Source organism: Croceicoccus sp., from assembly GCF_983967925.1.
Map to the genome: position 1 here is coordinate 62,825 of NZ_CFETID010000017.1, position 24,948 is coordinate 87,772.

Here is a 24,948-nt window from a genome sequence, read left to right on the forward strand (position 1 = left end):
ATCGGAGAGGCAGCCGCACCCTGCGCGGCTGCCTCTTCCCGTATTTACGCCAAGAGATTCACTCCGATGCCCTCCACCCCCCTTCCCCTCCGCGCCCTCCTGCTCGCCGCGCTGGCCGTACCGCTGACCGCTTGCGGAGGGGCTTCCGGAGACACCGACGACAGCGCCTACAGCCGGTCAAACGCGATCCTGACCGATGCCAGCGACGGCGCGGACTGGCCCGCGTTCGGCCGCACCTATGGCGAACAACATTTCAGCCCGCTGGACCAGATCGACACCGGGAACATCGGCTCGCTGGGGCTCGCATGGTCGCTCGACCTGCCGCCGGGCAATCCGGCGACGGGGCCGGTGGCGGTCGATGGGGTGATCTATTTCGCCTCGGGCTACAGCGTCGCCAACGCGGTCGATGCCAAGACCGGAAAGCTGCTGTGGACCTATGACCCCAAGGCGCCCGAAGCCGCGGGCGACAAGCTGCGGCAGGGCTGGGGGAGCCGCGGCATCGCGTGGTGGAACGGCAAGGTCTATATCGGCACGCAGGACGGCCGCCTGATCGCCATCGACGCGAAAACCGGCCAGCCCGTCTGGTCGAAACGCACCTTTGCCGAAGACGAACCGCGCTTCATCTCAGGCCCGCCGCGCGTGTTCGACGGCAAGGTCATCATCGGCCACGGCGGCGCCGACAGCGGCCCGATCCGCGGCTATGTCACCACCTATGACGCCGAGACGGGCGAGCAGCTGTGGCGCTTTCACACCGTCCCCGGCAACCCCGCCGACGGGTTCGAGAGCAAGGCCATGGAGATGGCCGCCGAGACATGGTCGGGCGAATGGTGGAAATACGGCGGCGGCGGCAATGTCTGGAACGCCATGACCTATGACGCCGAACAGGACCTTGTCCTGCTGGGCACCGGCAATGGCGCGCCGTGGAACCGCAAGATCCGTAGCGAGGGCAAGGGCGACAATCTGTTCCTGTGCTCAATCGTGGCGCTGGATGCCAAGACCGGCGAATATCGCTGGCACTACCAGATCAATCCGGGCGAAAGCTGGGACTTCAACGCCAGCATGGACATGGAGCTGGCCGAGCTGACCATCGACGGCAAGCCGCGCAAGGTGGTGATGACCGCGCCCAAGAACGGCTTCTACTACGTCATCGACCGCACCAACGGCAAACTCATCAGCGCCGAGCCTTTCGTCACCGTCACATGGGCCAAGGGCATCGACAAGGAAACCGGCCGCCCGATCGAGATCGACAATGTCCGCTACGAGGACGGCCCCGTCACCTTTCAGCCCACCCCCGTCGGCGCGCATAGCTGGCTGCCGATGGCCTACAGCCCGCAAAGCGGCCTCGCCTATATCCCCACGCTCGATCTGGAGGTCACCTATGACGACGCGGGCGTGACGAAGGACAATTTCGAATGGGCCGGGCGCATGGGGCTGACCAGCGGGGTCGGCTATGCGGTGTCGATACCCGAGGGCGCGACGAACACCGGCTACCTCACCGCCTATGACCCGGTCGCGCAAAAGGTCGCATGGCGCATCCCCATGGATGTGCCGTTCAGCGGCGGCGCGATGGCGACCGCAGGCGGGCTGGTGTTCCAGGGCCGGGTAAACGACGATTTCACCGCCTATGATGCGAAAAGCGGCAAGGTGCTGTGGACCTTCGACGCCAAGGCCCCCGTCATCGCCCCGCCCATCACCTATACCGTCGACGGCGAGCAATATGTCACCGTGATCGCAGGCATGGGCACCAGCCCCGGCCTGTTCGGACCGATGACCGCGCAGTTCGGCATCGACTACCGCACGCAGGCGCGCCGGGTGCTGACCTTCAGACTGGGCGCGAACGGCACGCTGCCTGCCAAGGTGCCGTACAAGGCAGTGGCGTTCAACGATCCGGATTACGCGCCGAACGCCGCGCTGTCGGCACGCGGCTCGGAAATCTTCGCCTCCCGCTGCGGGGTGTGCCATGGCGGCGGCGCGATCGCGGGCGGCACCGCGCCCGATCTGCGCACATCGGGCATCGTCGCATCCGCCGATGCGTTCCACAGCGTCGTCGGCGAAGGCGCGCTGATCCCGATGGGCATGCCCAAATTCGGCGAGTTGTCGGACAGCGACCTCAAGGCGCTGCGCCAGTATATCCGCGACCAGGCCGCCGTGCTGCGGACGGGCGGCAAGGCATCGACCAGCGTGGGCGCGAACTGACCGGTTCGCGCCCCGCCGATCCCCTGCTTACATGCTGGCGCGCCCTACATCTCTGCCGTGCGGGTCTTTCCGTCCCAGTCGCGCGCCGCCTGCTTGATCTTCTCCAGCGTTTCCAGCATCGCCGGGCGCGCGTCGATCATCTCGATGATCGTGCCCGGCTTCGCGTCGGCAGGCTCAAGATAGGCAAAGCGCGAGAACGGCAGCTCGCCTTCCAGCACCACCTTCATCCCGGCCTTTTGCGCGGCGGCCAGTTCTTCCTCCAGCCGGTCGGTAAAGGTGCCCAGGTGATGGACGCCGCTCTTCCCCGATTCCAGGAAATCGCGATAGGTCGACGGGGCGGAACCCGGTTCGATCAGCTCGATCATCGTGTCGCCGCTGTATGCCACGGCCACCGCCTTGAAGACCGGCGCATCGACCGCAAGATCCGTTCCGTTCGCCCGCAGCCATTCGAACGGCAGCGGCACGGGAAAGTGAAAGAACGGCCCCACGCCCATGACCTGCGTCCAATAATCGATGTGCTTTTCTATCTCGTCCACGACATAGGCGATCTGGAACACATTCCCGAAATTGCGGCTCATGGCGCGCTCTCCTTTCCCGTTTGCATTTTATCGTAAGCGTTCGCTCGTCTTGAACGAATCCACTTGCAAACATTCATGCATGTCTTTTTTATAGGAGTCGATCCGCCGTTTCGCCTTCCGGTGAAAGCGCCTTGGCGAAACGCGAACTGGCCATCGCGCCGGTGCGCCGAGCGGACAGAGCAAGCAAGATGCCGGCACCGACCGGCGCGGAGGATGCCATGAAACTCGAAACCGAAATGTGGGACATTCACGTCGGAACGCCCCACCCGTTCAACAACCGGTCGCCGAAAATCGACAACGGCACCGACCGCCCCGATCACGACCGCGATTTCGCGCGCGAGGAATGGGACAAGGTCTTCGCGAAAAGCTGGCTGATCGCATGCCCGGTCGCCGATGTCGCCGAACCCGGCGATCTGTTTCGCTTCGATATCGGGGACGAAAGCTTCATCATCGTGCGCGACGACGACGATGTGATCCGCGCGCATTACAACGTCTGCCCGCACCGCGGCAGTCGCCTCGTGCTTGCCGATTTCAGCACGCTGTCGGGCTTTACCTGCCCGTTCCACAGCTGGAAATTCGACCTCGACGGCAAGAATAGCGAGGTGACGGACGAAAACACGTTCCAGCCCGAAGTGCTGTGCCATGACCGCGACCTGACCTCGGTCCGGTGCGAAACGGCGGCGGGGCTGGTGTTCATCTCGATGAACCCCGACGTCATGCCGCTCGACGAATATCTCGGACCGCTGAAGGCGCAGCTCGAGCTTTACCAGATCGACGACATGTATGTCGTGCAGCACCGCCAGTCGGAATGGGGCGCGAACTGGAAGGGCGGCGTCGACGCCTTTGCCGAGACCTATCACCTCCATGCCGTTCACCCGCAGACCCAGTGCCTGATGGACGACCGCACCCAGATCGACCTCTATCCCAATGGCATGAGCCGCCAGTTCGTCCCCTTCGCGCAGCCCAGCCGGCGCTATGACGATCAGGAAACGGTCAATGACGGGATCAAGATGATGCTGTCCGACGCGGGCATCGACCCCGAGGATTTCGACGGCAGCGCGCAGGAAACCCGCCGCGCGGTCCAGCTGGCCAAGCGCAAGCGGTCGGACGATCTCGGCCTGAACTATGAACGCTTCAGCGATACGCAATTGTCGGATTCGACCGTCTATTCGGTGTTCCCCAACGCCCAGATCGGCTGCCACCCAGAGGCGGTGTCCTGCACCGGTTCCTGCCCAATGCTCAGGATCCGAACCGCTTCACCTATGACACGCTGATCCTCTATCGCCATGTCGATGCGCCGGGTTACACCGCGCCCGCATGGATGGGGCTGGCCCAGACCGACCTGTCGGGCAAGACGCGCCCCGAAATCGTGCGCACCGGCATCGGCGAGCCTCCGGGCCTTGGCGAGGTGCTGGACCAGGATTCCGAATTACTGCCCATCGTTCAGGCGGGCGCGCGCTCGCGCGGCTTCCGCGGGCCGCTGTGGAGCGAGCAGGAAGCCCGGCTGCGCCACTTCCACAAGGAAATCGACCGCTACATGGACGGCGAGAAATAGCGGCGGCGAGAATTAGCGTAAAAAGAGGGGAGCCACTCCGGATGGAATGGCTCCCCCAGATTCTGCCGGCAGGCAAAACTCAGAACGGTCGGATCGTCACGCCATTGTCGACCACCATCTCGGCCCCGGTGACGAAACGCGATTCGTCGGACGCCAGATAGAGCACCATCATCGCGATATCGCGCGGATGCCCCGGCGATCCGGGCGGCAGGATCCCCTCGGCGGGAATATCCTTGGCCTCGCGCCCTTCGGCGGTCTGCACCATCGGCGTCTCGATCGCGCCGGGATGGACCGAATTGCAACGGATCGCATAGCCCTTTTCCTGGCACATCACCGCGACCGACTTGGTCAGCGCCCGCACCGCGCCCTTGGCGGCGGAATAGGCGAAGAAGATCGGATAGCCCAGCAGCGCGCCGGTCGAGGACATGTTGACGATGGAACCGCCCTCGCCCTTGTTCATCAGCGGGATCGCGTGCTTGCAGCCCAGAAACACCCCGTCGCTCATCACCGAATTGACCCAGCGATATTTCTCGAGCGAGGTATCCTCGACATCGGCGTTCAGTACGACACCGGCATTATTGACCAATATGTCGAGGCGGCCGTGCGTGTCCTCGATGGATTTCATCACCGAGATCCAGTCATCCTCCGACGCGACATCGTGGCGCAGCGCCATGGCCCGGTCGCCGATCGTGTCGGCAAGCGCCTGCGCGGCCTTTTCGTTGACGTCGGACACCACCACAAGCGCGCCTTCAGCCGCCAGGACGCGGCAGGCCTCCGCCCCCAGCCCCGATCCGCCGCCGGTTACCAGCGCCACCTTGCCTTCTACGCGTCCCATGCCTCTCTCCTTCAATATCCGATGCGGTCTGATCGCCGCGATTGCGGTATGGATTCGTCAGCCCCCTAATCGGGCCGGAATTTCGCTTTGCGCCCTTCGGCAAATGCAGCCACGCCTTCGCCGCCATCGGACGATCCCAGCGTCGCATCGCCGAACCGCCTGCCGAAACGCAGAGCCATGTCTTCGGGCATTGCGCGGCTTGCGTCGTACAGCGCCAAAGCGTGTCCGACCGCGTCCCAACTGTGGCTCAGCATGGTCTCAACCGTGCCAATCGCGCGCTCCAGCAGCGCGTCCGAGGGGAAAATCTGCGTCACCAGACCCAGCTGGTGCATCCGCTCGGCGGAAAGCGGTTCACCCGTCAGGATCATCGCCAGCCCGGTCGCGCGCGGCAACTGGCGCGCAAGCCGCTGGATCCCGCCCGCATAGGCGAACAGCCCCCGCTTCACTTCGCTCAGGCCGAAAATCGCATGCGGAGCGGCAAACACCATGTCGCAGGCCAGCACGATCTCGAACCCGCCAGCCACCGCCGCGCCGTTCACCACCGCTATCAGGGGCTTGCTGCGCTGCCGCTCGGTAATGCCGCCGAACCCGCGGCCGGGGATCAGGCCCTGCCCGACGCCCGCCTGCGCCGCTTCCTTCATGTCCATGCCCGAACAGAACGCCCTGTCGCCCGCGCCGCAGAGCAGAACCGCGCCAATGGCCTCATCGGCTTCGGCACGGGTGATTGCCTCGTCCAAAGCGGCGGAGGTCGCGGCGTCCAGCGCATTGGCGCGCGAAGGGCGGTCGATCGTCAGGATGCAGATGGCTCCGCGACGCTCCTCGACCAGGCCTGCCATGGTATCAGGCCGCCCCGCCCTCGTCGAAATAGTCGGGCATGCCGCCGGGCCAGACGACCCCCCATTGCGCCTGTCCGCCATCGATGATGATCAGATCGCCGTTTATGAAATCGGCGGCAGGGGATGCCAGATACATCACCTGCTCGGCCACGTCCCACGCATTGCCACGCTTTTTCATGGGGTTGGCCTTGTGGAAACGCTGCAGCGCTTCCTCGGGATAGACGGCGAAACCCTCGGTCTCGATCACGCCGGGGCCAATGCAATTGACGCGTATGCCGTGCGGTGCCCATTCGGTCGCGACGGTCTTGGACAGATAGATCACCCCCGCACGCGCCGCGCAGGTGTGCGCCGCCTGCGGCATGCCGCGTTCGACATTGGCGACGATATTGATGACATGGCCCTTGCGCCCGTCCTTGCGCCAGCGCTGCGCGGCCTCCTGCATCATCCACCACGTGCCGTTGAGATTGGTGTCGATCACCGCGTTCCAGCCCTTGCGGCTGAAATCGATGGCATCCTGCGGGAACTGGCCGCCCGCATTATTGACCAGCGTGTCGATCCCGCCGAACCGGTCGGATGCATCGGCGATCATCGCCTCCACCGCATCGGGGTCGCGGATGTTGGTCGGGTAGAAATGGATCTCGCGACCGACTTTTTCCGCAATGGCATCGCGCGTGCGTTCCAGCTTTTCCTCGGTCCGGCCGCAGATGATCACCGTTGCGCCCAGCCTTGCGGCGAGGAACGCCATCGCCTTGCCCATGCCGCTGCCGCCACCGGAAATCAGTATGACGTGATCGGCCAGCAGATCGCTGCGAAAGACGGTTGGCAAACTGGCGAGATCGTCCTCGTGCAGCCCGCGCTTGGGCCGAGTGGGATCGTTGGGATCGGGCCGGATTATCCGAGGTTCGTTCATGGGATCCCTTCTCAACCTGCATCCACCCCGAACGCTCGAAAAGAAGGCGCCGGTTCGGTTATCGTGTCAAACCTCGATGCTGGATGGCAAGGTAAAAAACAAGCAGGAATGTATTTTTCTTGGCTAGATCGTCGCCAGCGATCCTAGAATCGCCGTCGCCTGGCTCGACAGCGTGCCGCCATTGGCATGGGCCAGCGCGATATCGACATCGGCCAGCGGATTGGCGGCCTCGCCCCGGATCTGCCGAACGCCTTCGATCAGGGTAAACAGGCCGTACATGCCCGGATGCCCGAAGGAGAGGCCGCCCCCATTGGTGTTGACCGCCAGCCGTCCGCCGGGCGCAATGGCCCCGTCCGCGACAAAGGCGCCGCCCTCGCCCTTGGGACAAAAGCCCAGATCCTCGAGGAACAGGATCGTGTTGATCGTGAACGCATCGTATAATTGCACGACATCGACATCGGCGAGCCCGATCCCCGCGCAGCGATAGGCGCGCGGGCCGGATTCAGCCGCGGCCGTCGTGGTCAAATCCCCGCTTTGCGACACCGAATTGTACCATGTGGCCGCCGCCGCGCCCAGAACCGGCACGGGCGCCGCACGAAGGTCGCGCGCCCGCTCGGTCGAGGTCACGACGATGGCGGCCCCGCCATCGGTGACGAGGCAGCAATCAAATTTCCCCAACGGGCTGCTGATCGTACGCGCGTTCAGACAATCCTCGATGGTCAGCGGATCGCGCACGAACGCCTCGGGATTGCCGGCCGCCCATTTGCGTGCCGCGACCGCGACCTCGGCCAAATGCGTGCGCGTAGTGCCATATTCGTGCATGTGACGCGCCGCCGCTAGCGCATAGCCCGATACGGGAAACAGCCCGTCGGACATGGCGTCCCATTCGTTCCAGCCTGCCGGAGTGGACAGCCGACCGCCACCGGTGCGCTGGTTCGATCCATAGGCGATCAGCGCCGTCTCGAACGATCCGGCGGCGATGCCGTGGCAGGCGGTGATCAGATGGCTGATGAACGACGATCCGCCCGTGCGGTTATTGTCGGTAAAGCGCGGATAAATCCCGAGATATTCCGCAAAGCTGAGCCCCGCGAACAGATCGCCCGGCAAGCAGCCGAACACCGCGTCGACATCGCCAACCGACAGCCCTGCATCGTCGAGCGCGCCCATTGCGGACCGCATCGCGATTTCCATGGCACTGTGGCCCGGCGCTTCGCCGACGCCCCATGTCGCGGCGCCTGCAATCGAACATTGCGCGCGGGGGAAGGCGCCCGCGGTCAACGCGCCGCCCTCGTTGCGTCGAACTGCACACGGGGCGCATCACCCGTCCGGTCGACAAAAACATCGACCCGCATGCCGATCGCCACGCTTTCGGCATCGATGCCGACGACATTGCCCATCATCCGGCCGCCGCCGTCGAAATCCACCAGCGCCACCGCCGTCGCACGACCTGCTCGCGAGGGGATCACTGTGACCGAATAGACCGTCGCCGGCGACGGCGCTTCGACCCATTCCCAATCACCATCGCCCGTGCCGGGTTCGGTAATGCGCGGCGGAAAGAACACTGTCCCGCTGGCACGGGAACGCTGGAACACAAGGCGTCCTTCGGACAGCGCCTCGCGCCACTGCTGTTCCGGCCCGGTCATCGGACACCTCCGCTGCGCGCAGCCTGCGCGGTTCGATCTTCCTCGCCGCCACTGCCAACCAGCCGTTCGATGGCGGCCGCGTCGAAGCCCGCTTCCTCAAGGATCTCCCGTCCGTCCGCGCCTAGGGCAGGCCCCGGATCGCCGATCGATCCCGGCGTGCCCGAAAAGTGCACCGGGATGCCCGGCATGCGCAGCGACCCCGCATCGGTCTCGCGGTCCTGCCAGAATCCCACGGCCTCGAGATGCTCGTCATGCAGAAGGTCCTGCAGGCTGGCAATCGCGGTCGCGGGGATCTGCGCCTCGCGCAGCAGCGCGACCCATTCGTCGGTGCCGCGGGTACGCATGGTTTCGGCAACATGGTCGAGCACGCGGGTGATATTATGCGTCCGGCTTTCCATGGTGGCGAAGATCGGGTCCTTCGACCATTCGGGATTGCCGATGGCGTCGAAGAAATTTCGCCAGTGCCGGTCGTTGTAGATCATCACCCCGATATAGCCGTCAGCCGTCTCGTACGGACGGCGCGAGGCGGAAACCGCTCGCGCATATTCGGGCGGCCCCAGCGGTGGGCGAAACACCGATCCGCACAGATGCTCGACCGAGCAGAACGAGACCATTGTCTCGAACATGGGGATCTCGATCTCCTGCCCCTCGCCCGTCTTCTCGCGCGAATAGAGCGCGGCGATGACGGCATAGGTGCCCGTCAGCCCGCTGACCTTGTCGGCCACCACATTGGCCAGATAGGTCGGCTGACCGCCCGAGAGCCGTGCCTGCAGGTCGACCACGCCCGATGCGGCCTGCACGATGTCGTCATAGGCAGGGTGGTCGCGATAGGGTCCGTTCCGGCCATAGCCGTACATGCTGGCATAGATGATGCGCGGATTGACGGCGCGCACATCGTCATAGGTCAGGCCCAGCCGCTCGATCGCGCGGGCACGCATCGAATGGACGAATACGTCGGCATCCCGGCACAATGTCAGCAGAGCTTCGCGCGCTTCGGCCTGTTTCAGGTTCAGCACGATGCTGCGCTTGCCGCGATTGACGTTCAGGAACATCCCGCCGCGCCCCGGCTCCCGCCCCGGCGGCAGCGCGCGGGTCGTGTCGCCCTGCTCGCTTTCCACCTTGATGACGTCGGCGCCCAGATCGGCGAAGATCTGCGTCGCATAGGGGCCCATCAGCACGCTGGTCAGATCGATGACCTTAACCCCCGCCAAGGGACCTTGCCCCCGGCCGCTCATGTCCGCAGCCTGGTGCCGGCTTCATGCAGATGTGCCAACTCGCGTCCTCTCCTGTGTCTGCCGGCGGGGACCGGGCAGGCCGATTGACCTTGCCGCATGGGTCCGCGCCGCGGCGGCGTTTGGCCGCGCTATCCGCCTTTCGGCTTCATCGTCCGGATCTGGTCTTCCAGCATCGTCAGCATCGGCTCGATCATCGCCTCGTCCAGCGATCCGGTCAGCTTCGACGAGGCCATCCCCTCGATCACGACCTGTGACAGGGTCATGGCGCGGTCGAAACTCTTGGGATCGGCGCGCCATTCGGGAAACATCTCGACCGCTTCCTGGTGGAACCGCTCGCGAAATTCGACCTGCAACGGATGCAGGATCTTGGCGAGGTCGGGATCGGTCCGCGCTGCCAGCGCCAGTTCGTGAAACGCGATGAAGCCGGGTTTCTGCACCTGCCGCCAATAGGCCTGCACCAGATGTGTCGGATCGTGCCCGCTGTCCGACGCGCGGCGAAATGCGCGCAGCCGCTTTTCATGCAGCTCGATGATCGTGGTCTTGATCAGCGCGGTGCCGTTCTCGAAATGATGCAGCATCGCGCCGCGCGACAGGCCCGCCTCTTCCGCGATGCGAGGCGTCGTGGTCTTGTTGTAACCATATTTGACGATGCAGCGAATGACGGCGTCGACCAGCCTTGCCCGCGTTTGCGCGCTTTTCAGCGATTGCTGCGTCTGCGTTGCATCGGCGCGCGCGGTTCCCGCCATTCGGTTCATAGTCGTGGCCATCGCTGAAAGAAAACAATCATGCTTGTTTATTGTCAATAGGCAAATCGTGGTACGCCGCCCTATGCATGTTTGCGTCTGCACTGCCAACGAAATAAACAAACATACATGCATGTTTTTCCTTGCGTGGCCACGCCTCGCATTCTAACCCTTGGGCAACAAGCGGATTGAATTGAGGAGAGAACCCTTGGACCTTGGATTGCAAGGCAAGAAGGCCATCGTCGTCGGCGGCGCACGCGGAATCGGCTTTGAAGTCGCGCAGATCCTTGCCCGCGAAGGTTGCGACATCGCGCTGACGGCCCGTTCCGAAGACAGCGTCAAGGACGCGGTTGCCGAGCTTGGCAAATATGGCACCCGCATCGTCGGCAAGCCGGTCAACGTGAAATCCGCCGACGAATACAAAGCATGGCTGGAATGGGCGATCGAGGAGCTGGACGGCGTCGACATCCTCATCCCGATCTCCTCGGCCGGCGGCGGCATGGGTTCGGAAAAATACTGGCACAATAATTTCGAGGTCGACGTGCTCGGCCCCGTCCGCGCGGTGGAGGTCGTGATGCCGCACATGGAGGAGCAGGGCTCGGGCTCCATCGTCCTCATCTCCACCACATCCGCAGGCGAGGCGATGGGCGGTCCGCAGGCCTATAACGCGATGAAGGCCTCGCTCATCACTTGGGGCAAGCAGTTGGCGCTGCACCATGGCCGCAATGGCGTGCGCGTCAATGTCGTGTCCCCCGGCCCCATCGAGTTCGAGGGCGGCAACTGGGACATGATCAAGGGCACGATGGAAAAATTCTACAATTCACAGCTGCGCCAGCATCCGGCGGGCCGCCTGGGCAAGCCCGAGGAAGTTGCGCGCTGCATCGTGTTCCTGGCCAGCCCTGCTGCCGAATGGTGCAACGGGTCGAACCTTGTCGTCGACGGCGCCTATACCAACCGCACGCAATTCTAAGGAAAGGTGCGGGAAGTGGACGTCAAGCGAGAACAGAAGATAGAACGGGTCGATCCGGCTGAATGGCCGGACGGCACCCCTGCCGAAAAGGCCGAGGATCCCGATCTCGGCTATGACATCATTCCAGCCGCTCGCTACACCAGCGAGGATTTCATGAAGCTGGAGTGGGAGCATGTCTGGACCAAGGTCTGGCTGCTGGGCGGCCGGTCCTGCGACATTCCCGAACCCGGCGATTACATCTGCACCGAGATCGGCAAGGAATCCGTCCTCATCGTGCGGCAGGCCGACGGATCGGTGCGCGCCTTTCCCAATGTCTGCCTGCACCGCGGCAATCGCCTTCGGCCCGAGGGGCTGGGCAATGCCGAGCATTTCCAGTGCATGTATCACCACTGGACCTATGACTGGTCGGGCAAGATCACGCGCATTCCTGACATGGACACGTTTCCGCAGGGCTGTCCCAAGGGCGCCGCACTGCCGCCGCTGCCTTGCGAGGAATGGGGCAGCTTCGTGTGGTTCTCGCTCAACCGCGATGTCGAGCCGCTCAGCGACTTCCTCGGCATGATCCCGCAGCACCTCGACCCCTATCACATGGAGCGCATGGCATGGGTGCGCGACGTCACGGTGGAGTGGGACTGCAACTGGAAGGCCAGCGTCGACGCCTTCAGCGAGGTCTATCACGTTCAGGGCATCCATCCGCAGCTGCAATGGTATCTCGACGACACCAGCGCGCAGATCGACGTCTATGACAAGCACAGCCGCTATCTGGTGCCATTCGCCGCCATATCGGCGCGGGTCGCGATGCCCAGCGCCATCCCGCCCGCCATCGACGGCATCATGCGCGCCGCCGGCATGGACCCAGCCGAATATGAAGGCCGCGTCGGCGACATCCGCCGCGACGTTCAGCGCTTCAAGCGGGAGCACGGGCCCGAGCAGGGCAAGGATTATTCCGACCTCAACGACGACCAGCTGACCGACGATTATCACTACACGATTTTTCCGAACGTCTCGCTCAACGTCCATGCCGACGACGTGATGATGTTCCGCCAGCGGCCCCATGCGACCGACCCCAACAAGATGCTCTACGACATCTGGGTGCTGGAACTTATGCCCGATGGCGAAGAATGGCCCGAACGCCCGAAGCACCGCCGCTTCGCGCATGGCGACAAGTCGATCGGGCAGGTGCTGGACCAGGATGCCTTCAACCTGCCGACCGTGCAGAAGGGGATGCATTCCGACTCCTTCCCCGGCCTGTGGATCGGGGATCAGGAGCTGCGGATCCGGCACTTCCACAAGGTGCTCGACGATTACATCTACGGACCGGGCGGCAAAAAGCCCGGCGACATCTGACAAGAGGGACAGGAACTTGGATTTCAGGCTGACCGAGGAGCAGCAGGAGCTGCAGCAGGCCGCGCGCACTTTCGCGCGGGCCGAACTGCCCGCCATCGCCGCGCAGCTGGAACGCGACAACGCGCCGCCGTCGCGCGAGCTGATCAAGCGTTACGCCGACATGGGCTTCCTTGGCATCAACGTCAGCGGCGATCTGGGCGGCCTCGGCCTCGGCAATATCGAGGCGCTGGTGGTGCTGGAGGAATTCGCCAAGATTTCCTCCGCCGTCGCCTTCCCGATCTTCGAATCCTCGGTAGGCCCGGTGCGCGCGATCGAGCATTTCGGGTCCGACGCGCTTAAGCAGCGGATCGTGCCCAAGGTGTGCAGCGGCGAGATGATCGTTGCCGTCTCGATGTCCGAACCCGACGCAGGCAGCGCGCTCACCGACCTCAAGACCAAGGGCGTGGCGAAGGGCGACAGGCTGGTAATCAACGGCACCAAGCGCTGGTGCTCGGGCGGTGGGCACGCCGATGCCTATGTCGTCTATTGCCGCCTGTCCGACGATCCGGGCGCCAAGGGCATCGGCGCGGTGCTGGTCGAAAAGGACGCGCCCGGCCTGTCGTTCGGCCCGAATGAAGAGCTGATGGGCTTTCGCGGCATCCCCTCCTCCGACCTCAATTTCGACGATTGCGAGGTTCCGGCGGACAATATCATCGTACCCGCGGGCGGCTTCAAGAAGCTGATGGAAGCTTTCGACCTCGAACGCTGCGGCAATGCGACGATGGCGCTGGGGCAGGCATCCGGCGCGCTGGAAGACGTATCAGCCTATGTGCAGGAACGCGTCCAGTTCGGCAAACCCATTGCCGAGTTCCAGGCGGTGCAGCTGAAACTGGCCGAGATGTACATGAAGACCGAAGCCGCCCGCCTGCTGATCTGGCGCGCAGCCTCGAACGCGGAGGACGGCTTGCCCTCGATCCTCGAATCCTCCTCCGGCAAATGCTTTTCCAACGCCATCGCGCGCGAGGTGTGCGGCGATGCGATGCAGCTGATGGGTGCGTACGGTTATTCCAAGGATTTCCCGATGGAGCGCCGCCTGCGCGACAGCTGGGGCTGGGGCATCGCGGGCGGTGCGATCGACATCCAGAAGGTGAACATCGCCAGCGCCATGCTGGGCCGCCGCTTCGACCAGCGGCGTTGACAGGGATGTCGGGTGCAAACTCTAGCGCGAGTGGCCAGATCTAAAGTTCGGACCGGCCTTCCTCGCGACGTTCCTCTTCGGCTTCCCGGCTGCGCAATTCTTCGGCTCGCTTGCCTTCGGGGGTATCCATGGGGTGCCGGTTCGATCTTTTCCGCATGAAATAGATCAGCGCTACACCTGCCAGCACCAACACGCCGATGAGTGTAAAAAGGCTCAACGAGCTTAATAATCCGCCTTCTGGCATCGTACTCTCCAGTAAATCTTAGTTCTTTGACTTACCTTCCCAACTGATGCCTTCGGGTCCTGTTCCATCCAAATAGCGGCGGTCGGCAGTGCTACCGCCGTTCGCGGTGACGGCCGTTACGCGTATAGACAAGATTGATACTGGTGAATGTCACCGCCTCGGTCCCGTCTTCCAGCACAACGGCATAGCGGGTCAGCGCCGTCCCGCGATTTTCGCGCGTCTTTGAAGGGATCAGGTCCACTATGCGCGAGGTGACGTGAATGACGTCCCCTGCCCTGATCGCGCGGTTGAGGCGCAATTCGTTCCAGCCGATGCCGCAGACGTAATCGATATCGCTGTTGATCTCATGATCCAGCTGCCGCCACATGGCCAGCACATGGATGCCGCTGGCGACCACCTCGCCGAAGACCGAATCCTTCGCCGCCTCTGGGTCGGAGTGGAACCATTGCGGGTCGTACTGCCGCGCGAACTCGACGATCTCGTCGCGGGTGACCGTGCGGCTGCGCGACTGGCGGAAATCGCCGACTTCCAGATCCTCGAAACAGATCGTGGGGCGATTGGGGTCGGTGCCGGTCATAGCTTTCCTGTACGCGCCTTGTCGTGCAGCCGGATCAGGCCCGATTGCGCCGTGCTGGCGACGATCTGTCCATCGCGGGTGAACAGGTTCCCGGTCCCCAGCGCCACCGAATGCGCGGCCGAGGGGCTTGTCAGCGAATAGAGCATCCAGTCGTCGAGCGAGGCGGCGCGGTGGAACCACACCGAATGGTCGAGCGAGGCCGTCTGCAGATGATCCGACGCGAACCCGATGCCCAACGGGGCAAGCCCGACATGCAGCAGGTGCAGGTCGGTGAGATAGGCGGTCAGCGAAAAATGATCGATCGCCAGCCCCTGCCACGATTCCTTCAGCCGGACCCAGAATTGCTGCTCGCCCGCTTCGGGCGGACGGGTGTTTACGCGAAATGTCTGCACCGGGCGCCAGTCGAAGATATGGTCGCGCAGCCAGAACGGCTCGTGCCGCTTTGCCAGTTCGGTCGAGGCGTGGAGCACCTCTTCCATCGGCGTCAAGGTCTCGGGCTCGGGCACACGCGGCATGGCGGCCCCATGCGAAGGCGCATCCGGTTCCTCGATATGAAACATAGCGTTCATCGCAAGGATGATCGCATCGCCCTGCCGCGCCACGATCCGCCGCGCGGAAAAGCTACGCCCGTCGGAATCGCGTTCGATGTCGAAACTGATTGGGACCGCGATATCGCCCGGCGTCTGGAACATGGCATGGCAATTTGCCGGCCGCTTGCCGTCTTCGACCGTGCGCTGCGCGGCCATAAGCGCCTGCGCCATGACCTGCCCGCCATACAGCCGGATCAGCGCGCTTGGCAGGGGCTGCGAGACGAAGCGGCTGTCACCCTGCTGCTCCAGCATAAACAGCCCTTCGCGCTCCAGCCTGCGCGGCGGGCCGGTGTAGGACCGCCGTTCGGCGGCCTGCCGCGCCGGGATATCGCCCTTCATCAGCCGCCCGTGACCTGATCCTTCAGCACCTGCTGCACGCGCGCCCTCTCGGGCACCTGGTTCAGGCCGATGCGCCGGTCCAGCTCTTCGTGCCAGTGATAGATGCGGCGTTCCTGATAGTTCAGCGGCATGCCGCGAAAGCCCCTGCTTTCCAGCGATTCCTGAATCTGCGGCGCATATTGCAGATCCTCGTACAGGATGCGGGTCCAGTTATCGATCCGCGTCTTCCACAAGGGGTGCGGATCGTCAGGGTCGTGGTCGGGGGCCAGCCAGCTCGACACGACTTCGCATTTGCGCGGCCCGCGCGGGATGAATTGCAGCACGGGGATGCCGCTGTCCGACGGCGGCATCACCAGGTTCGGAAAGATGTGATAGCTGACATTGTTCTCGGCCGGGACCGGGGTGATCGTCTCGATCTTGGGCATGCCCAGCGTGCCGGGATCGGTCCAGTCGGGCCTGCGATTGGGCGTCATCATTCGGCTGTGGCCATTGGGCCAGAGCGTCACGATCATGCCGCGATGATCGAGGAACCGGTTCACCGTGTCCTGATGGATCGACGAGATGTGATACACTTCGAGAAAGGCGTCGAGCAGCACCTTGACGTTGCAGTCGACATCATACCGCTTGCTGTCGACCAGCGACAGATTGTCGAGGTCGTATTGCTCCAGCTCCTTCGCCATCGGGCCGATATGGTCCTTCAGCGGCTGGGCGTCGGGATCTTCGTTCAGGAAGATCAGCGTGCCCAGCATCTCGCAGCGCACGCCGACGAGCGAGCGGCACGACATGTCGAGATCGACGAAATCGCGCTTGTCGCGCACCGCCACCAGCTTCCCGTCGAGCGTATAGCTCCACCCGTGATAGCCGCAGACAAAGCCGCGCGACTGGCCCGATTTCTCGGTCACCAGCGGGGCGCCGCGATGCTGGCAGGTGTTGTAGAACGCCTTGACCTCGCCATCCATGGTGCGCGTGACGACGATCGGCGATCCGGTGTCATGCGTCAGGAACCAGCTGCCGTTTTCGGGCACCTGATCGGCGTGTCCGACATAGCGCCACGACCGCTTCCACATGCGCTCTTCCTCAAGGTCGAGGAATGCGGGATCGGTATAGCGGCATCCGGGAACATCGGGCAGCGCCGGGAAATCGTCGGGCGGCGTTTTGCGCGACCGTTCGAATTCCATCACTTCCTGCACCTGCGCGATCGTGTCGCGGTTGAGTTCCATGGCCTTTGCGCTCCTTCCTCTTGCCCGATCATCGCAACGACCGGATGAAAAAACAAGCAGGAATGTTTTTTATATCACGCCGAACGCTGTTCGCGCGCCGCCTTTGCGGCTGCAACGATCTCGGCCGTGGTCGGGTTTCGGCGCAGGCGCAGCCCGCCGCTGACATGCAATGTCTCGCCCGTCATGAAACATTCGTCGGATGCCAGCCAGACGATACCCGCCGCGACGTCCTCGCTCGTCCCCACGCGCCCCAGCGGATAGGCCTTTGCAAAGCAGTCGACGACCGCCTTGTTGCGCGCCGCACGCTCGGTCATCGGGGTGGCGGTGAATCCCGGCGCGATCGAATTGGCGCGGATGCCGCGGTGCCCGAATTCGTTGGCAACGCAGCGCAGCACGTGATCCGCCCCTGCCTTGGTGCCCATATAGGCGGCGTGATCCTCCAGCATGATCGTGGCCGTCGCGCTGGTCACCTGAATCAGCGATCCGCCGTCGTTCATCGCGCGCAGCATCGCCTGGTAGAACTGGAACGCGCCGGTGAATTGCAGCGCCACCATGCGGTCGATCTCTTCGCGCGTGGTGTCGAGGAAACCCTTGATCAGGCCCCATCCGGTTGCGTTGACGGCAATGTCCACGCCGCCCAGTTCGCGCGCGCGATCGCCCAGCGCGGCCAGATCGCTTTCACTGGTGATGTCGCAGACCGCCGCATGACCGCCGATGTCGTTGGCAAGCGTTTCCAGCGTATCACGGTGCCGCCCGGTCACAAGGCAGGTCGCCCCTTCCGACGACAGCCGCCGCGCGATGGTCTGCGCCATGTTGCCTTCACCCGCCGCGCCCATGACGACCGCCAGCCGCCCGGCGAACTGCCCTTCCGAATGCGCCATTTCTCTCTCCACAATATTAGTGCCGTGCGACCCGGCGAACCGGATCCGACGCCTTGTTTTGCACCGTCACCATGGCACGAATCAAAACAAACATGAAAGTTTGTTTTTTATTTTGCATTCTCGTACCCCGGCCTTATCATTCTGGCATGCGCGCAACAGATGCGGACGGAACCGCTCGGCGCCGACGGAGGATGGATGACTATGGCGCAAGGGCAGCCGAACTATACCATGAGCAAGATGCTGCGCGCATCGGCCGAGGCATATGGACCCAGCGATGCCGTGGTCTTTCCCGACGACCGGCGCAGCTATGACGAACTCTATCGCGCAGCGCGCGCATGGGCGAAGGGGTTCGTCGCCGCCGGCGTCAAGCCGGGCGAGCATGTCGGCATATTGCTGCCCACACGCATCGATTTCTTCGAAATTCTTTTCGGCATCATGATGGCGGGCGGCGTCGCCGTGCCGGTCAATGCGCGCTATCAGTCGGGCGAATTGCGCTATCTGGTGGCCGATGCCGACCTCGTGATGCTGGTGACGACGGGCCGCGTGGCCGAAAATGTCGATTTCGCCGAAAGGCTGCAGGCGGCCTTCCCCGATCTGGCAGAGGGGCAGGATTCCGGCAGTCTAGCTCTCGCCGATGCGCCCGATCTTCGTCAGGTCATCTGCCTCGATCCGCCATGCCAATCCGGCCTCACCTCGCCCGACACGATCCTTGCCGCCGGACGCGCGATTTCGGACGAGGAAATCGACCGACGCATCGACGCCATAAAGGACGAAGATGTCGCGATGATCCTCTACACCTCGGGCACCACCGCCAATCCGAAGGGCGCGCTCATCAGCCACCGCGGACAGGTCGCCAACAGCCGCAACCTCGGCACGCGTTATGAGGTGACGAGCGAGGACAAGGTGTGGTCTCCGCTGCCGATCTATCACATCGCCGGAATTCTTCCGATGACGATGATCCTCGACCGGGGCGGCGCCTATATGACGGTCCCGCATTTCGATGCGGGCGTCGCGCTCGACATGCTGGACCGCGAAAAGGGCACCATCGCCTATCCCAGCTTTGTCACCATCATGCAGGACCTGATCACGCATGAAAAATTCGAGCAGACCGACCTGTCCAGCCTGCGGGTGATGAATTCGAACTTCGCGGTTCAGCCGGCGTGGATCAAGGAGGCCGTCGCCAAGGCGATGCCCGATACCATCCAGGTCGGTACCTATGGCCTGACCGAAGGCGCGGGCACGGTATCGACCAGCCGCCTCGACGACAGCTATGAAATCCGCACGGGACGATGCGGCAAACCGCTGCAGGAATGGGAGATCCGCATCGTCGATCCCGAAACGGGCCAGGATTGCGGCGCGGGCCAGAAGGGCGAGATCGTCCTGCGCGGCCCGAACATGCTCAAAGGCTATTACAAGGCGCCCGACAAGACGGCAGAGGCGATCCGTGACGGCTGGTTCTACACCGGCGACATCGGCAGCGTGGACGCGGACGGCAATGTGATGTTCCACGGCCGCACCAAGGACATGCTGAAGGTCGGCGGCGAAAACGTGGCCGCCGCCGAGATCGAGAGCCATCTGCAGACCCATCCCGCCGTCAAGCTCGCGCAGGTCGTCGGCATTCCCGACCCGCGCTATAGCGAAGTGCCGGTCGCCTTCATCGAGCTTGCTGCCGGAAAGAATTGCGAGGAGGACGAGTTGATCGACCATTGCCGCGGATTTCTTGCCGGGTTCAAGGTGCCGCGCAGCGTGCATTTCGTGCGCGAATGGCCGATGTCGACGTCCAAGATCCAGAAGTTCAAACTGCGCGAGGAACTGCTGGCGCAGCGTGACCAGACGGCGGCGGGCTGATGGCCCCAGTTCGTCCCCCAGCGCCCCTTCCCATCCGGCAGATCGCGTTCTTCGTGCCCGATGCTCACGCCGCCGCATTGTCGCATCATACCATGCACGGATCGGGGCCCTATCTTCTCGCGGAAAACATCCCGCTGGCCGAGGCCATATATCGCGGCAAGCCCGGCACGCTCGACCACAGTTCGGCCTATGGCCAGTGGGGCGATGTGATGGTGGAGTTCGTCCAGCAGAACAATCCGGGCCCTTCGGCTTTTCACGACATCTATCCCGAAGGTTCGGGCCGTTTCGGCCCCCATCACGCCGCCATATTCGTCGACGATGCCGACAAGGCGGCGCAGGAATGGTCGGATGCGGGCTATCCTAGCGTCTTTCGCGGCACCATGGAGGACGGCTTCGCGTTCCACTTCGTCGATACGGTGCCGCTGACCGGCATGATGACCGAACTCTATGCCGGAACCGACAAGCTGCGCGGCTTCTACGACCATATCGCCGCGATTGCGGGTGATTTCGACCGCCACCTCGTCGTCCGCAAGATCGGCCTTTAACGCCGCGCTTCCCTTGGGGAAAACGATTGCCTTGCAGGGCATCCACGGCGCGGACGGGGCGGGTTCCTCAATAGACCTGCTGTATCACTCGGGCAGCCCGAAGGCCTCTCCGTCTGAGCGAAAAGTGCAGTGAAACAAGGATGATGAGTGGCGGAGAGGGTGGGATTCGAACCCACGGTACGGTTGCCCGTACACCGCATTTCGAGTGCGGCGCATTCGACCTCTCTGCCACCTCTCCGCGAGGACTGCAGGCCGGGAAATATCCCTGCCGGTCGTTTAGGAAGCCGGGCGGTTAGCCGATGATTCGGCGCTTGCCAAGGGGGCAAATGCAGCGTTTCGGGGTTAACCACCTCGTTACGCTTGTGACTTGACCGTACGCGGCCTATATTGTGCCCATGCCCGGAAGTTCTCGCAACATCCCGCACGAGGGCGCGCCAGAGCGCGATACACGCTCCTCGTTCTTTTCACCACAGGCGGGAGGCACGGTTTCTGCACCGAAAATCGCCGAAGCTCGCTTTGGGATCGGTGACGTCGTGCGCCACAGGTTGCATGATTTCCGGGGTGTCGTCTTCGACGTCGACCCGGTCTTCGCCAATAGCGAGGAATGGTACGAATCCATTCCGAATGCGATGCGCCCGAACCGCGAACAGCCATTCTATCATCTCTTCGCAGAGAATGAGGAATCGAGCTACATCGCCTATGTCAGCCAGCAGAACCTGGTCGAGGACAGCCTTGGTGGTCCTGTCGAACATCCGTCCATCGACATGGTGTTCGGAGACTATGACCTGGACGACGGACGCTATACACTGCACCGCAGCCTGAGGCATTGAGGTTGGTCGCGCGATAAAGCGGGATCGGTCCCCTCACCTCCTCAATCAGCTTCTGAGTTTCCAGCCCGAGCGCAGGACCATGTAAGTCACGACGAACATGGCAATGTTCAGCACGCCCAGCCCAAGGCCTGCCCACAGCACGGCATGTCCGCTATTGCCGATATCGCTTTCCACCAGAAAGCCGTAGCGGAAGCCCGAGATCACGTAGAAGAACGGATTGAACCGGCTGATCGTCTGGAAAACTGGCGACAGATTGTCGATCACGTAGAAAGTGCCCGACAAAAGCGCGAGCGGAGCGACGATGAAATTGGTGACCGCCGCATTGTGATCGAACTTTTCCGCCCAGATCGACGTGAGCACGCCCATCAGCGACAGCAGGATCACACCCATCAGGCCGAACCAGATGATGGCAACCGGATGCGCAAGGCTAAGCTCCGCACCCGGATAGAGCCATACGGCGATGCCCACCGCAAGGCCAACTAGGATCCCGCGCGTTACCGCTGCGCCGACAATCCCCACCAGCAGTTCCAGGTTGGACAGCGGCGGCATCAGATAATCGATGATGGTGCCCTGTATCTTTCCGCCCAGTAGCGAGAAGCTGGCATTGGCAAAGGCATTCTGCATCATGCCCATCACGATCAGGCCCGGCGCGACGAAGGTGGTGAAGTTGACGCCCAGCACCTCGCGCCCTCCGCGGCCAAGCGCCACCGAGAATATCACCAGATACAACAGTGTCGTGATCGCGGGAGCCCAGATCGTCTGCGTCTGGACCTTGAAGAAACGGCGGACTTCCTTAATATAGAGGGTCCACAGCCCCAGCCGGTTCACCCGGCCGATGACTGGCTGGCCAAACTGGTGAAAAGCGGGGTTGGCGGCGGTTTCGGGTGCGGGGTCGTTCATTAATTGCTCGCGTAACGGCGGGCTATCGATATGGCAAGCGCAGGCGGCGGAACAAGATCGGCGCCGAAACGGACGGAACGATACCGCCCGTGCGCAGATAACGGATTTTTTGGAGAACGCATGAGCTGGACCGACGAACGGATCGAGAAGCTTACCAAGATGTGGGAAAGCGGCTCGACCGCCAGCCAGATCGCCGAGGAACTCGGCGGGGTTAGCCGTAACGCGGTGATCGGCAAGGCGCATCGCCTTGGCCTGAAGGCGCGCCCGTCCCCGGTAAAGGAAAAGGCTGCCGCCAAGGCAAAGCCAAAGCCGGCGCCCAAGAAGGCGGAAACCCCGGCGCCCAAGCCGGCGGAGGCGGCGCGTCCGGCGCCGACGCCTGCCCCCGCGCCGCGCCCGGCCCCTGCGGCGGCTCCGGCCGATCAGCGTCCGGCAGCCCCCAGCGGCAACCAGCCGCGGATCGTGTCGGTCGGCCCTGGCGGCTTCCTGCGGCAGGGCCCCGGCGATCAGCAGTCGCCTATTCCGCCCGCTCCGCCGCGCCGCCTGGTGCCCGCAAAGCCCAGCCCCGAGATCGAAGGCAAGACTAGCCTGCTCGACCTAAACGACCGGATTTGCCGCTGGCCCATGGGCCATCCGGGCGAACCGGACTTCCATTTCTGCGGGCAGAGCGTGAACCCCGGCTTTCCCTATTGCGTCGAGCATTGCGGGCGGGCCTATCAGGCACAGCTTCCGCGCGGTGCCCGCCGTCCTCCTCCGCCCCTGCCGTTCGGCGGTCCGCGCGTGCGTTAAGCAGCGCAGCCGTCAGCTAAGAGAATTGAAAAGGCCCGCCGGAACGTACCGGCGGGCCTTTTTCTTTCCGCAATCTAGTAGGCTAGCGACATTGCCTCGGCAGGCAGCTTATCAGGATGGCCTGCAGAACCAGATCACGTGCTTGGGACCCTTGCCCTTGCCGTTCGCGTCATAGCGCGCGCTGACCTCCACCGCATCGACATGGAATCGGGCGCGCTCAAGCTGCTTGGTAAAGCGTTGATCCGGCGCGGCGGACCAGATCGCCAGTACGCCTTCGGGAGTCAAAGCGCGGCGAGCGGCGGCCAGACCGGCGTTTGAATAGAGCCGGTCGTTTTCGGCCCGCACCAGACCGTCCGGGCCATTGTCGACGTCGAGAAGGATCGCATCGTATCGTCCGGGCCGCTCGGCGATGACATCGGCGACATCCCCCATCCGCAGAGTAAAGCGCGGATCGTCAAACGTATCTCCGGTGAATTCCGCCATCGGACCTTTTGCCCATTCGATGATCTCGGGCACCAGTTCCACCACCGTGATCCGCGTCTTGGGAGGCGCCGTCTTCAGCGCCGCGCGCAGGGTAAAGCCCATGCCATAGCCGCCGATCAGCAGATGCGGCGCACGCGCATTGGCAAGCCGTTCGAGGCTCATCACCGCCAGCGCTTCCTCGGATCCGCGCATGCGCGTGCTCATCAGCTCGTTGCGGTCGAGCACGATCATGAAATCGCGGCCATGGGAATAGAGCCGCAGTTCCTCGCCCCCCGGCACCTGCGCGGTGCCCAGTAATTCGCGCGCCAGCATCTCAAATCCTCCTCTTCACGAAAAAGGCCGCCGGATCGCTCCGGCGGCCCCTTTTGTCATACGATCCGCTGAAAGATCAGTCGTCCTTCAGGAACGCGGGCATGTGGTCGGGGTTGCCCCCTTCCTTGCCTTCACCACTGCCGCCGTCACGGTCGCCGCGCGGACCGCGCGGTCCACGGTCACGACCGCCACCGCCGCGTCCACCGCGATCGCCGCCGCCACGGGGACCACGACGGTCACCGCCGCGATCACCGCGAGGCTCGCGCGGTTCACGGGCAGGACGCGTGTCCTCCAGCTCTTCGCCGGTTTCCTGGTCGACGACGCGCATCGACAGGCGGACCTTGCCGCGGTTGTCGATCTCAAGCACCTTGACCTTCACTTCCTGGCCTTCCGACACGACGTCGGTCGGCTTTTCCACGCGCTCGTTCTTCATTTCGGAGACGTGGACGAGGCCGTCCTTGCCGCCCATGAAGTTCACGAAGGCGCCGAAGTCGACGATGTTCACGACCTTGCCGTTGTAGATCTTGCCGACTTCCGCCTCTTCGACGATGCCTTCGATCCACTTGCGGGCCGCTTCGATCTGCGCGACATCGCTGGACGAGATCTTGATGATGCCCTCGTCGTCGATGTCGACCTTCGCGCCGGTTTCGGCGACGATCTCGCGGATCACCTTGCCGCCGGTGCCGATGACGTCGCGGATCTTCGACTTGTCGATCTGCATCGTCTCGATACGCGGAGCATGCGCCGACAGTTCGGTACGGGCCGAACCCAACGCCTTGGTCATCTCGCCAAGGATATGCGCGCGGCCGGCCTTCGCCTGCTCAAGCGCCTTCGACATGATTTCCTGCGTGATGCCGGCGATCTTGATGTCCATCTGGAGCGAGGTGATGCCCGCTTCCGTACCGGCCACCTTGAAGTCCATGTCGCCGAGGTGATCCTCGTCGCCGAGGATGTCCGACAGCACGGCGAACTCGTCGCCTTCCAGGATCAGGCCCATCGCGATGCCCGACACCGGACGCTCGATCGGAACGCCTGCGTCCATCATCGACAGACAGCCGCCGCAGACCGTCGCCATCGAGGACGAGCCATTCGACTCGGTGATGTCCGACAGGATGCGGATGGTGTAGGGGAAATCTTCCTTCGACGGCAGCACGGGGTGCAGCGCACGCCATGCCAGCTTGCCGTGGCCGATCTCACGCCGACCGGGAGCGCCGAACCGGCCAACCTCGCCGACCGAATAGGGCGGAAAGTTGTAGTGCAGCATGAAGTTCGAATAGGTCAGGCCTTCCAGCCCGTCGATCATCTGCTCCGATTCCTTGGTGCCCAGCGTGGTGGTGCAGATCGCCTGCGTCTCACCGCGCGTGAACA

At 63.5% G+C, this 24,948-nt stretch carries 24 protein-coding genes, 1 tRNA gene and 1 pseudogene; 9 read left to right on the plus strand and 17 right to left on the minus strand.

Features of this window, described 5'->3' with window-relative positions:
- Positions 1-66: 66 nt before the first annotated feature.
- Complete coding sequence (locus AC4FIJ_RS10890; RefSeq protein WP_490336749.1) at positions 67-2,196, plus strand: PQQ-dependent dehydrogenase, methanol/ethanol family; 2,130 nt, start codon at positions 67-69, stop codon at positions 2,194-2,196.
- A 44-nt stretch (positions 2,197-2,240) separates the two neighbouring features.
- On the opposite strand, the gene AC4FIJ_RS10895 is transcribed toward AC4FIJ_RS10890, so the two are convergent.
- The gene (locus AC4FIJ_RS10895) at positions 2,241-2,774 is read right to left on the minus strand and encodes a VOC family protein (RefSeq protein ID WP_490336750.1); all 534 of its coding nucleotides are present in this window, start codon (positions 2,772-2,774) and stop codon (positions 2,241-2,243) included.
- A 236-nt stretch (positions 2,775-3,010) separates the two neighbouring features.
- On the opposite strand from AC4FIJ_RS10895, the pseudogene AC4FIJ_RS10900 reads away from it, so the two are divergent.
- A pseudogene (locus AC4FIJ_RS10900) lies at positions 3,011-4,329 on the plus strand (aromatic ring-hydroxylating dioxygenase subunit alpha).
- A 79-nt stretch (positions 4,330-4,408) separates the two neighbouring features.
- On the opposite strand, the gene AC4FIJ_RS10905 reads toward AC4FIJ_RS10900, so the two are convergent.
- The 7 genes from AC4FIJ_RS10905 to AC4FIJ_RS10935 form a co-directional block, all read right to left on the minus strand.
- Entirely contained in the window at positions 4,409-5,164 is a 756-nt protein-coding gene (locus tag AC4FIJ_RS10905; RefSeq protein WP_490336751.1) for an SDR family oxidoreductase, read from the minus strand.
- A gap of 65 nt (positions 5,165-5,229) precedes the next feature.
- On the minus strand, positions 5,230-6,000 hold the full coding sequence (locus tag AC4FIJ_RS10910) for an enoyl-CoA hydratase/isomerase family protein (protein WP_490336752.1): 771 nt from the start codon (positions 5,998-6,000) through the stop codon (positions 5,230-5,232).
- A 4-nt stretch (positions 6,001-6,004) separates the two neighbouring features.
- A complete protein-coding gene (locus tag AC4FIJ_RS10915; protein ID WP_490336753.1) occupies positions 6,005-6,910 on the minus strand; it encodes an SDR family oxidoreductase in 906 nt (301 codons plus the stop codon).
- Between the two features lie 123 nt (positions 6,911-7,033).
- Entirely contained in the window at positions 7,034-8,188 is a 1,155-nt protein-coding gene (locus AC4FIJ_RS10920; protein ID WP_490336754.1) for an acetyl-CoA acetyltransferase, read from the minus strand.
- The gene (locus AC4FIJ_RS10925; RefSeq protein WP_490336755.1) at positions 8,185-8,553 is read right to left on the minus strand and encodes a Zn-ribbon domain-containing OB-fold protein; all 369 of its coding nucleotides are present in this window, start codon (positions 8,551-8,553) and stop codon (positions 8,185-8,187) included. The genes AC4FIJ_RS10920 and AC4FIJ_RS10925 overlap by 4 nt, the downstream gene beginning before the upstream one ends.
- Positions 8,550-9,764, minus strand: coding sequence for a CaiB/BaiF CoA transferase family protein (locus AC4FIJ_RS10930; protein WP_490336756.1), 1,215 nt, complete (start codon positions 9,762-9,764; stop codon positions 8,550-8,552). The genes AC4FIJ_RS10925 and AC4FIJ_RS10930 overlap by 4 nt, the downstream gene beginning before the upstream one ends.
- A 152-nt stretch (positions 9,765-9,916) precedes the next feature.
- Positions 9,917-10,534 carry a TetR/AcrR family transcriptional regulator gene (locus tag AC4FIJ_RS10935; RefSeq protein WP_490336757.1) on the minus strand — a complete coding sequence of 206 codons (618 nt, stop codon included), beginning with the start codon at positions 10,532-10,534 and terminating at the stop codon, positions 9,917-9,919.
- 205 nt (positions 10,535-10,739) lie between these two features.
- On the opposite strand from AC4FIJ_RS10935, the gene AC4FIJ_RS10940 reads away from it, so the two are divergent.
- The 3 genes from AC4FIJ_RS10940 to AC4FIJ_RS10950 are packed head-to-tail and all read left to right on the plus strand — an operon-like array spanning position 10,740 to position 14,025.
- On the plus strand, positions 10,740-11,501 hold the full coding sequence (locus tag AC4FIJ_RS10940; protein ID WP_490336758.1) for an SDR family NAD(P)-dependent oxidoreductase: 762 nt from the start codon (positions 10,740-10,742) through the stop codon (positions 11,499-11,501).
- A gap of 15 nt (positions 11,502-11,516) precedes the next feature.
- The gene (locus AC4FIJ_RS10945) at positions 11,517-12,848 is read left to right on the plus strand and encodes an aromatic ring-hydroxylating oxygenase subunit alpha (protein WP_490336759.1); all 1,332 of its coding nucleotides are present in this window, start codon (positions 11,517-11,519) and stop codon (positions 12,846-12,848) included.
- Between the two features lie 16 nt (positions 12,849-12,864).
- Entirely contained in the window at positions 12,865-14,025 is a 1,161-nt protein-coding gene (locus AC4FIJ_RS10950; protein ID WP_490336760.1) for an acyl-CoA dehydrogenase family protein, read from the plus strand.
- 40 nt (positions 14,026-14,065) lie between these two features.
- On the opposite strand, the gene AC4FIJ_RS10955 is transcribed toward AC4FIJ_RS10950, so the two are convergent.
- The 5 genes from AC4FIJ_RS10955 to AC4FIJ_RS10975 form a co-directional block, all read right to left on the minus strand.
- On the minus strand, positions 14,066-14,269 hold the full coding sequence (locus AC4FIJ_RS10955) for an LPXTG cell wall anchor domain-containing protein (protein ID WP_490336761.1): 204 nt from the start codon (positions 14,267-14,269) through the stop codon (positions 14,066-14,068).
- Between the two features lie 91 nt (positions 14,270-14,360).
- Positions 14,361-14,846, minus strand: coding sequence for a MaoC/PaaZ C-terminal domain-containing protein (locus tag AC4FIJ_RS10960; RefSeq protein ID WP_490336762.1), 486 nt, complete (start codon positions 14,844-14,846; stop codon positions 14,361-14,363).
- Positions 14,843-15,775 carry an acyl-CoA thioesterase gene (locus AC4FIJ_RS10965; protein ID WP_490336763.1) on the minus strand — a complete coding sequence of 311 codons (933 nt, stop codon included), beginning with the start codon at positions 15,773-15,775 and terminating at the stop codon, positions 14,843-14,845. The genes AC4FIJ_RS10960 and AC4FIJ_RS10965 overlap by 4 nt, the downstream gene beginning before the upstream one ends.
- Entirely contained in the window at positions 15,775-16,995 is a 1,221-nt protein-coding gene (locus AC4FIJ_RS10970; RefSeq protein ID WP_490336764.1) for an aromatic ring-hydroxylating oxygenase subunit alpha, read from the minus strand. Before AC4FIJ_RS10970 ends, AC4FIJ_RS10965 begins: the two co-directional genes overlap by 1 nt.
- A 74-nt stretch (positions 16,996-17,069) precedes the next feature.
- Positions 17,070-17,876, minus strand: coding sequence for an SDR family oxidoreductase (locus AC4FIJ_RS10975; protein WP_490336765.1), 807 nt, complete (start codon positions 17,874-17,876; stop codon positions 17,070-17,072).
- Between the two features lie 195 nt (positions 17,877-18,071).
- On the opposite strand from AC4FIJ_RS10975, the gene AC4FIJ_RS10980 reads away from it, so the two are divergent.
- Both AC4FIJ_RS10980 and AC4FIJ_RS10985 read left to right on the plus strand, forming a co-directional pair.
- Positions 18,072-19,724: a class I adenylate-forming enzyme family protein gene (locus AC4FIJ_RS10980; RefSeq protein ID WP_490336766.1), complete on the plus strand. Its 1,653-nt coding sequence runs from the start codon at positions 18,072-18,074 to the stop codon at positions 19,722-19,724.
- Complete coding sequence (locus AC4FIJ_RS10985) at positions 19,724-20,269, plus strand: VOC family protein (protein ID WP_490336767.1); 546 nt, start codon at positions 19,724-19,726, stop codon at positions 20,267-20,269. Before AC4FIJ_RS10980 ends, AC4FIJ_RS10985 begins: the two co-directional genes overlap by 1 nt.
- A 148-nt stretch (positions 20,270-20,417) precedes the next feature.
- Here the strand turns inward: AC4FIJ_RS10985 and AC4FIJ_RS10990 are convergent.
- A tRNA-Ser gene (locus AC4FIJ_RS10990) sits at positions 20,418-20,507 on the minus strand.
- A gap of 157 nt (positions 20,508-20,664) precedes the next feature.
- Between AC4FIJ_RS10990 and hspQ the strand changes: the two genes are divergently transcribed.
- The gene (hspQ, locus tag AC4FIJ_RS10995) at positions 20,665-21,099 is read left to right on the plus strand and encodes a heat shock protein HspQ (RefSeq protein WP_490336768.1); all 435 of its coding nucleotides are present in this window, start codon (positions 20,665-20,667) and stop codon (positions 21,097-21,099) included.
- Between the two features lie 45 nt (positions 21,100-21,144).
- Here the strand turns inward: hspQ and AC4FIJ_RS11000 are convergent, their stop codons facing one another.
- Positions 21,145-21,999, minus strand: coding sequence for an ABC transporter permease (locus AC4FIJ_RS11000; protein ID WP_490336769.1), 855 nt, complete (start codon positions 21,997-21,999; stop codon positions 21,145-21,147).
- A gap of 120 nt (positions 22,000-22,119) precedes the next feature.
- On the opposite strand from AC4FIJ_RS11000, the gene AC4FIJ_RS11005 reads away from it, so the two are divergent.
- Positions 22,120-22,785, plus strand: coding sequence for a GcrA family cell cycle regulator (locus AC4FIJ_RS11005; RefSeq protein ID WP_490336770.1), 666 nt, complete (start codon positions 22,120-22,122; stop codon positions 22,783-22,785).
- 111 nt (positions 22,786-22,896) lie between these two features.
- On the opposite strand, the gene AC4FIJ_RS11010 is transcribed toward AC4FIJ_RS11005, so the two are convergent.
- Together AC4FIJ_RS11010 and pnp are read right to left on the minus strand one after the other, a co-directional pair.
- Complete coding sequence (locus tag AC4FIJ_RS11010) at positions 22,897-23,580, minus strand: spermidine synthase (RefSeq protein WP_490336771.1); 684 nt, start codon at positions 23,578-23,580, stop codon at positions 22,897-22,899.
- 76 nt (positions 23,581-23,656) lie between these two features.
- Positions 23,657-24,948, minus strand: a 1,292-nt coding sequence (gene pnp / locus AC4FIJ_RS11015; protein ID WP_490336772.1) for a polyribonucleotide nucleotidyltransferase, incomplete at its 5' end; no start/stop codon positions are given.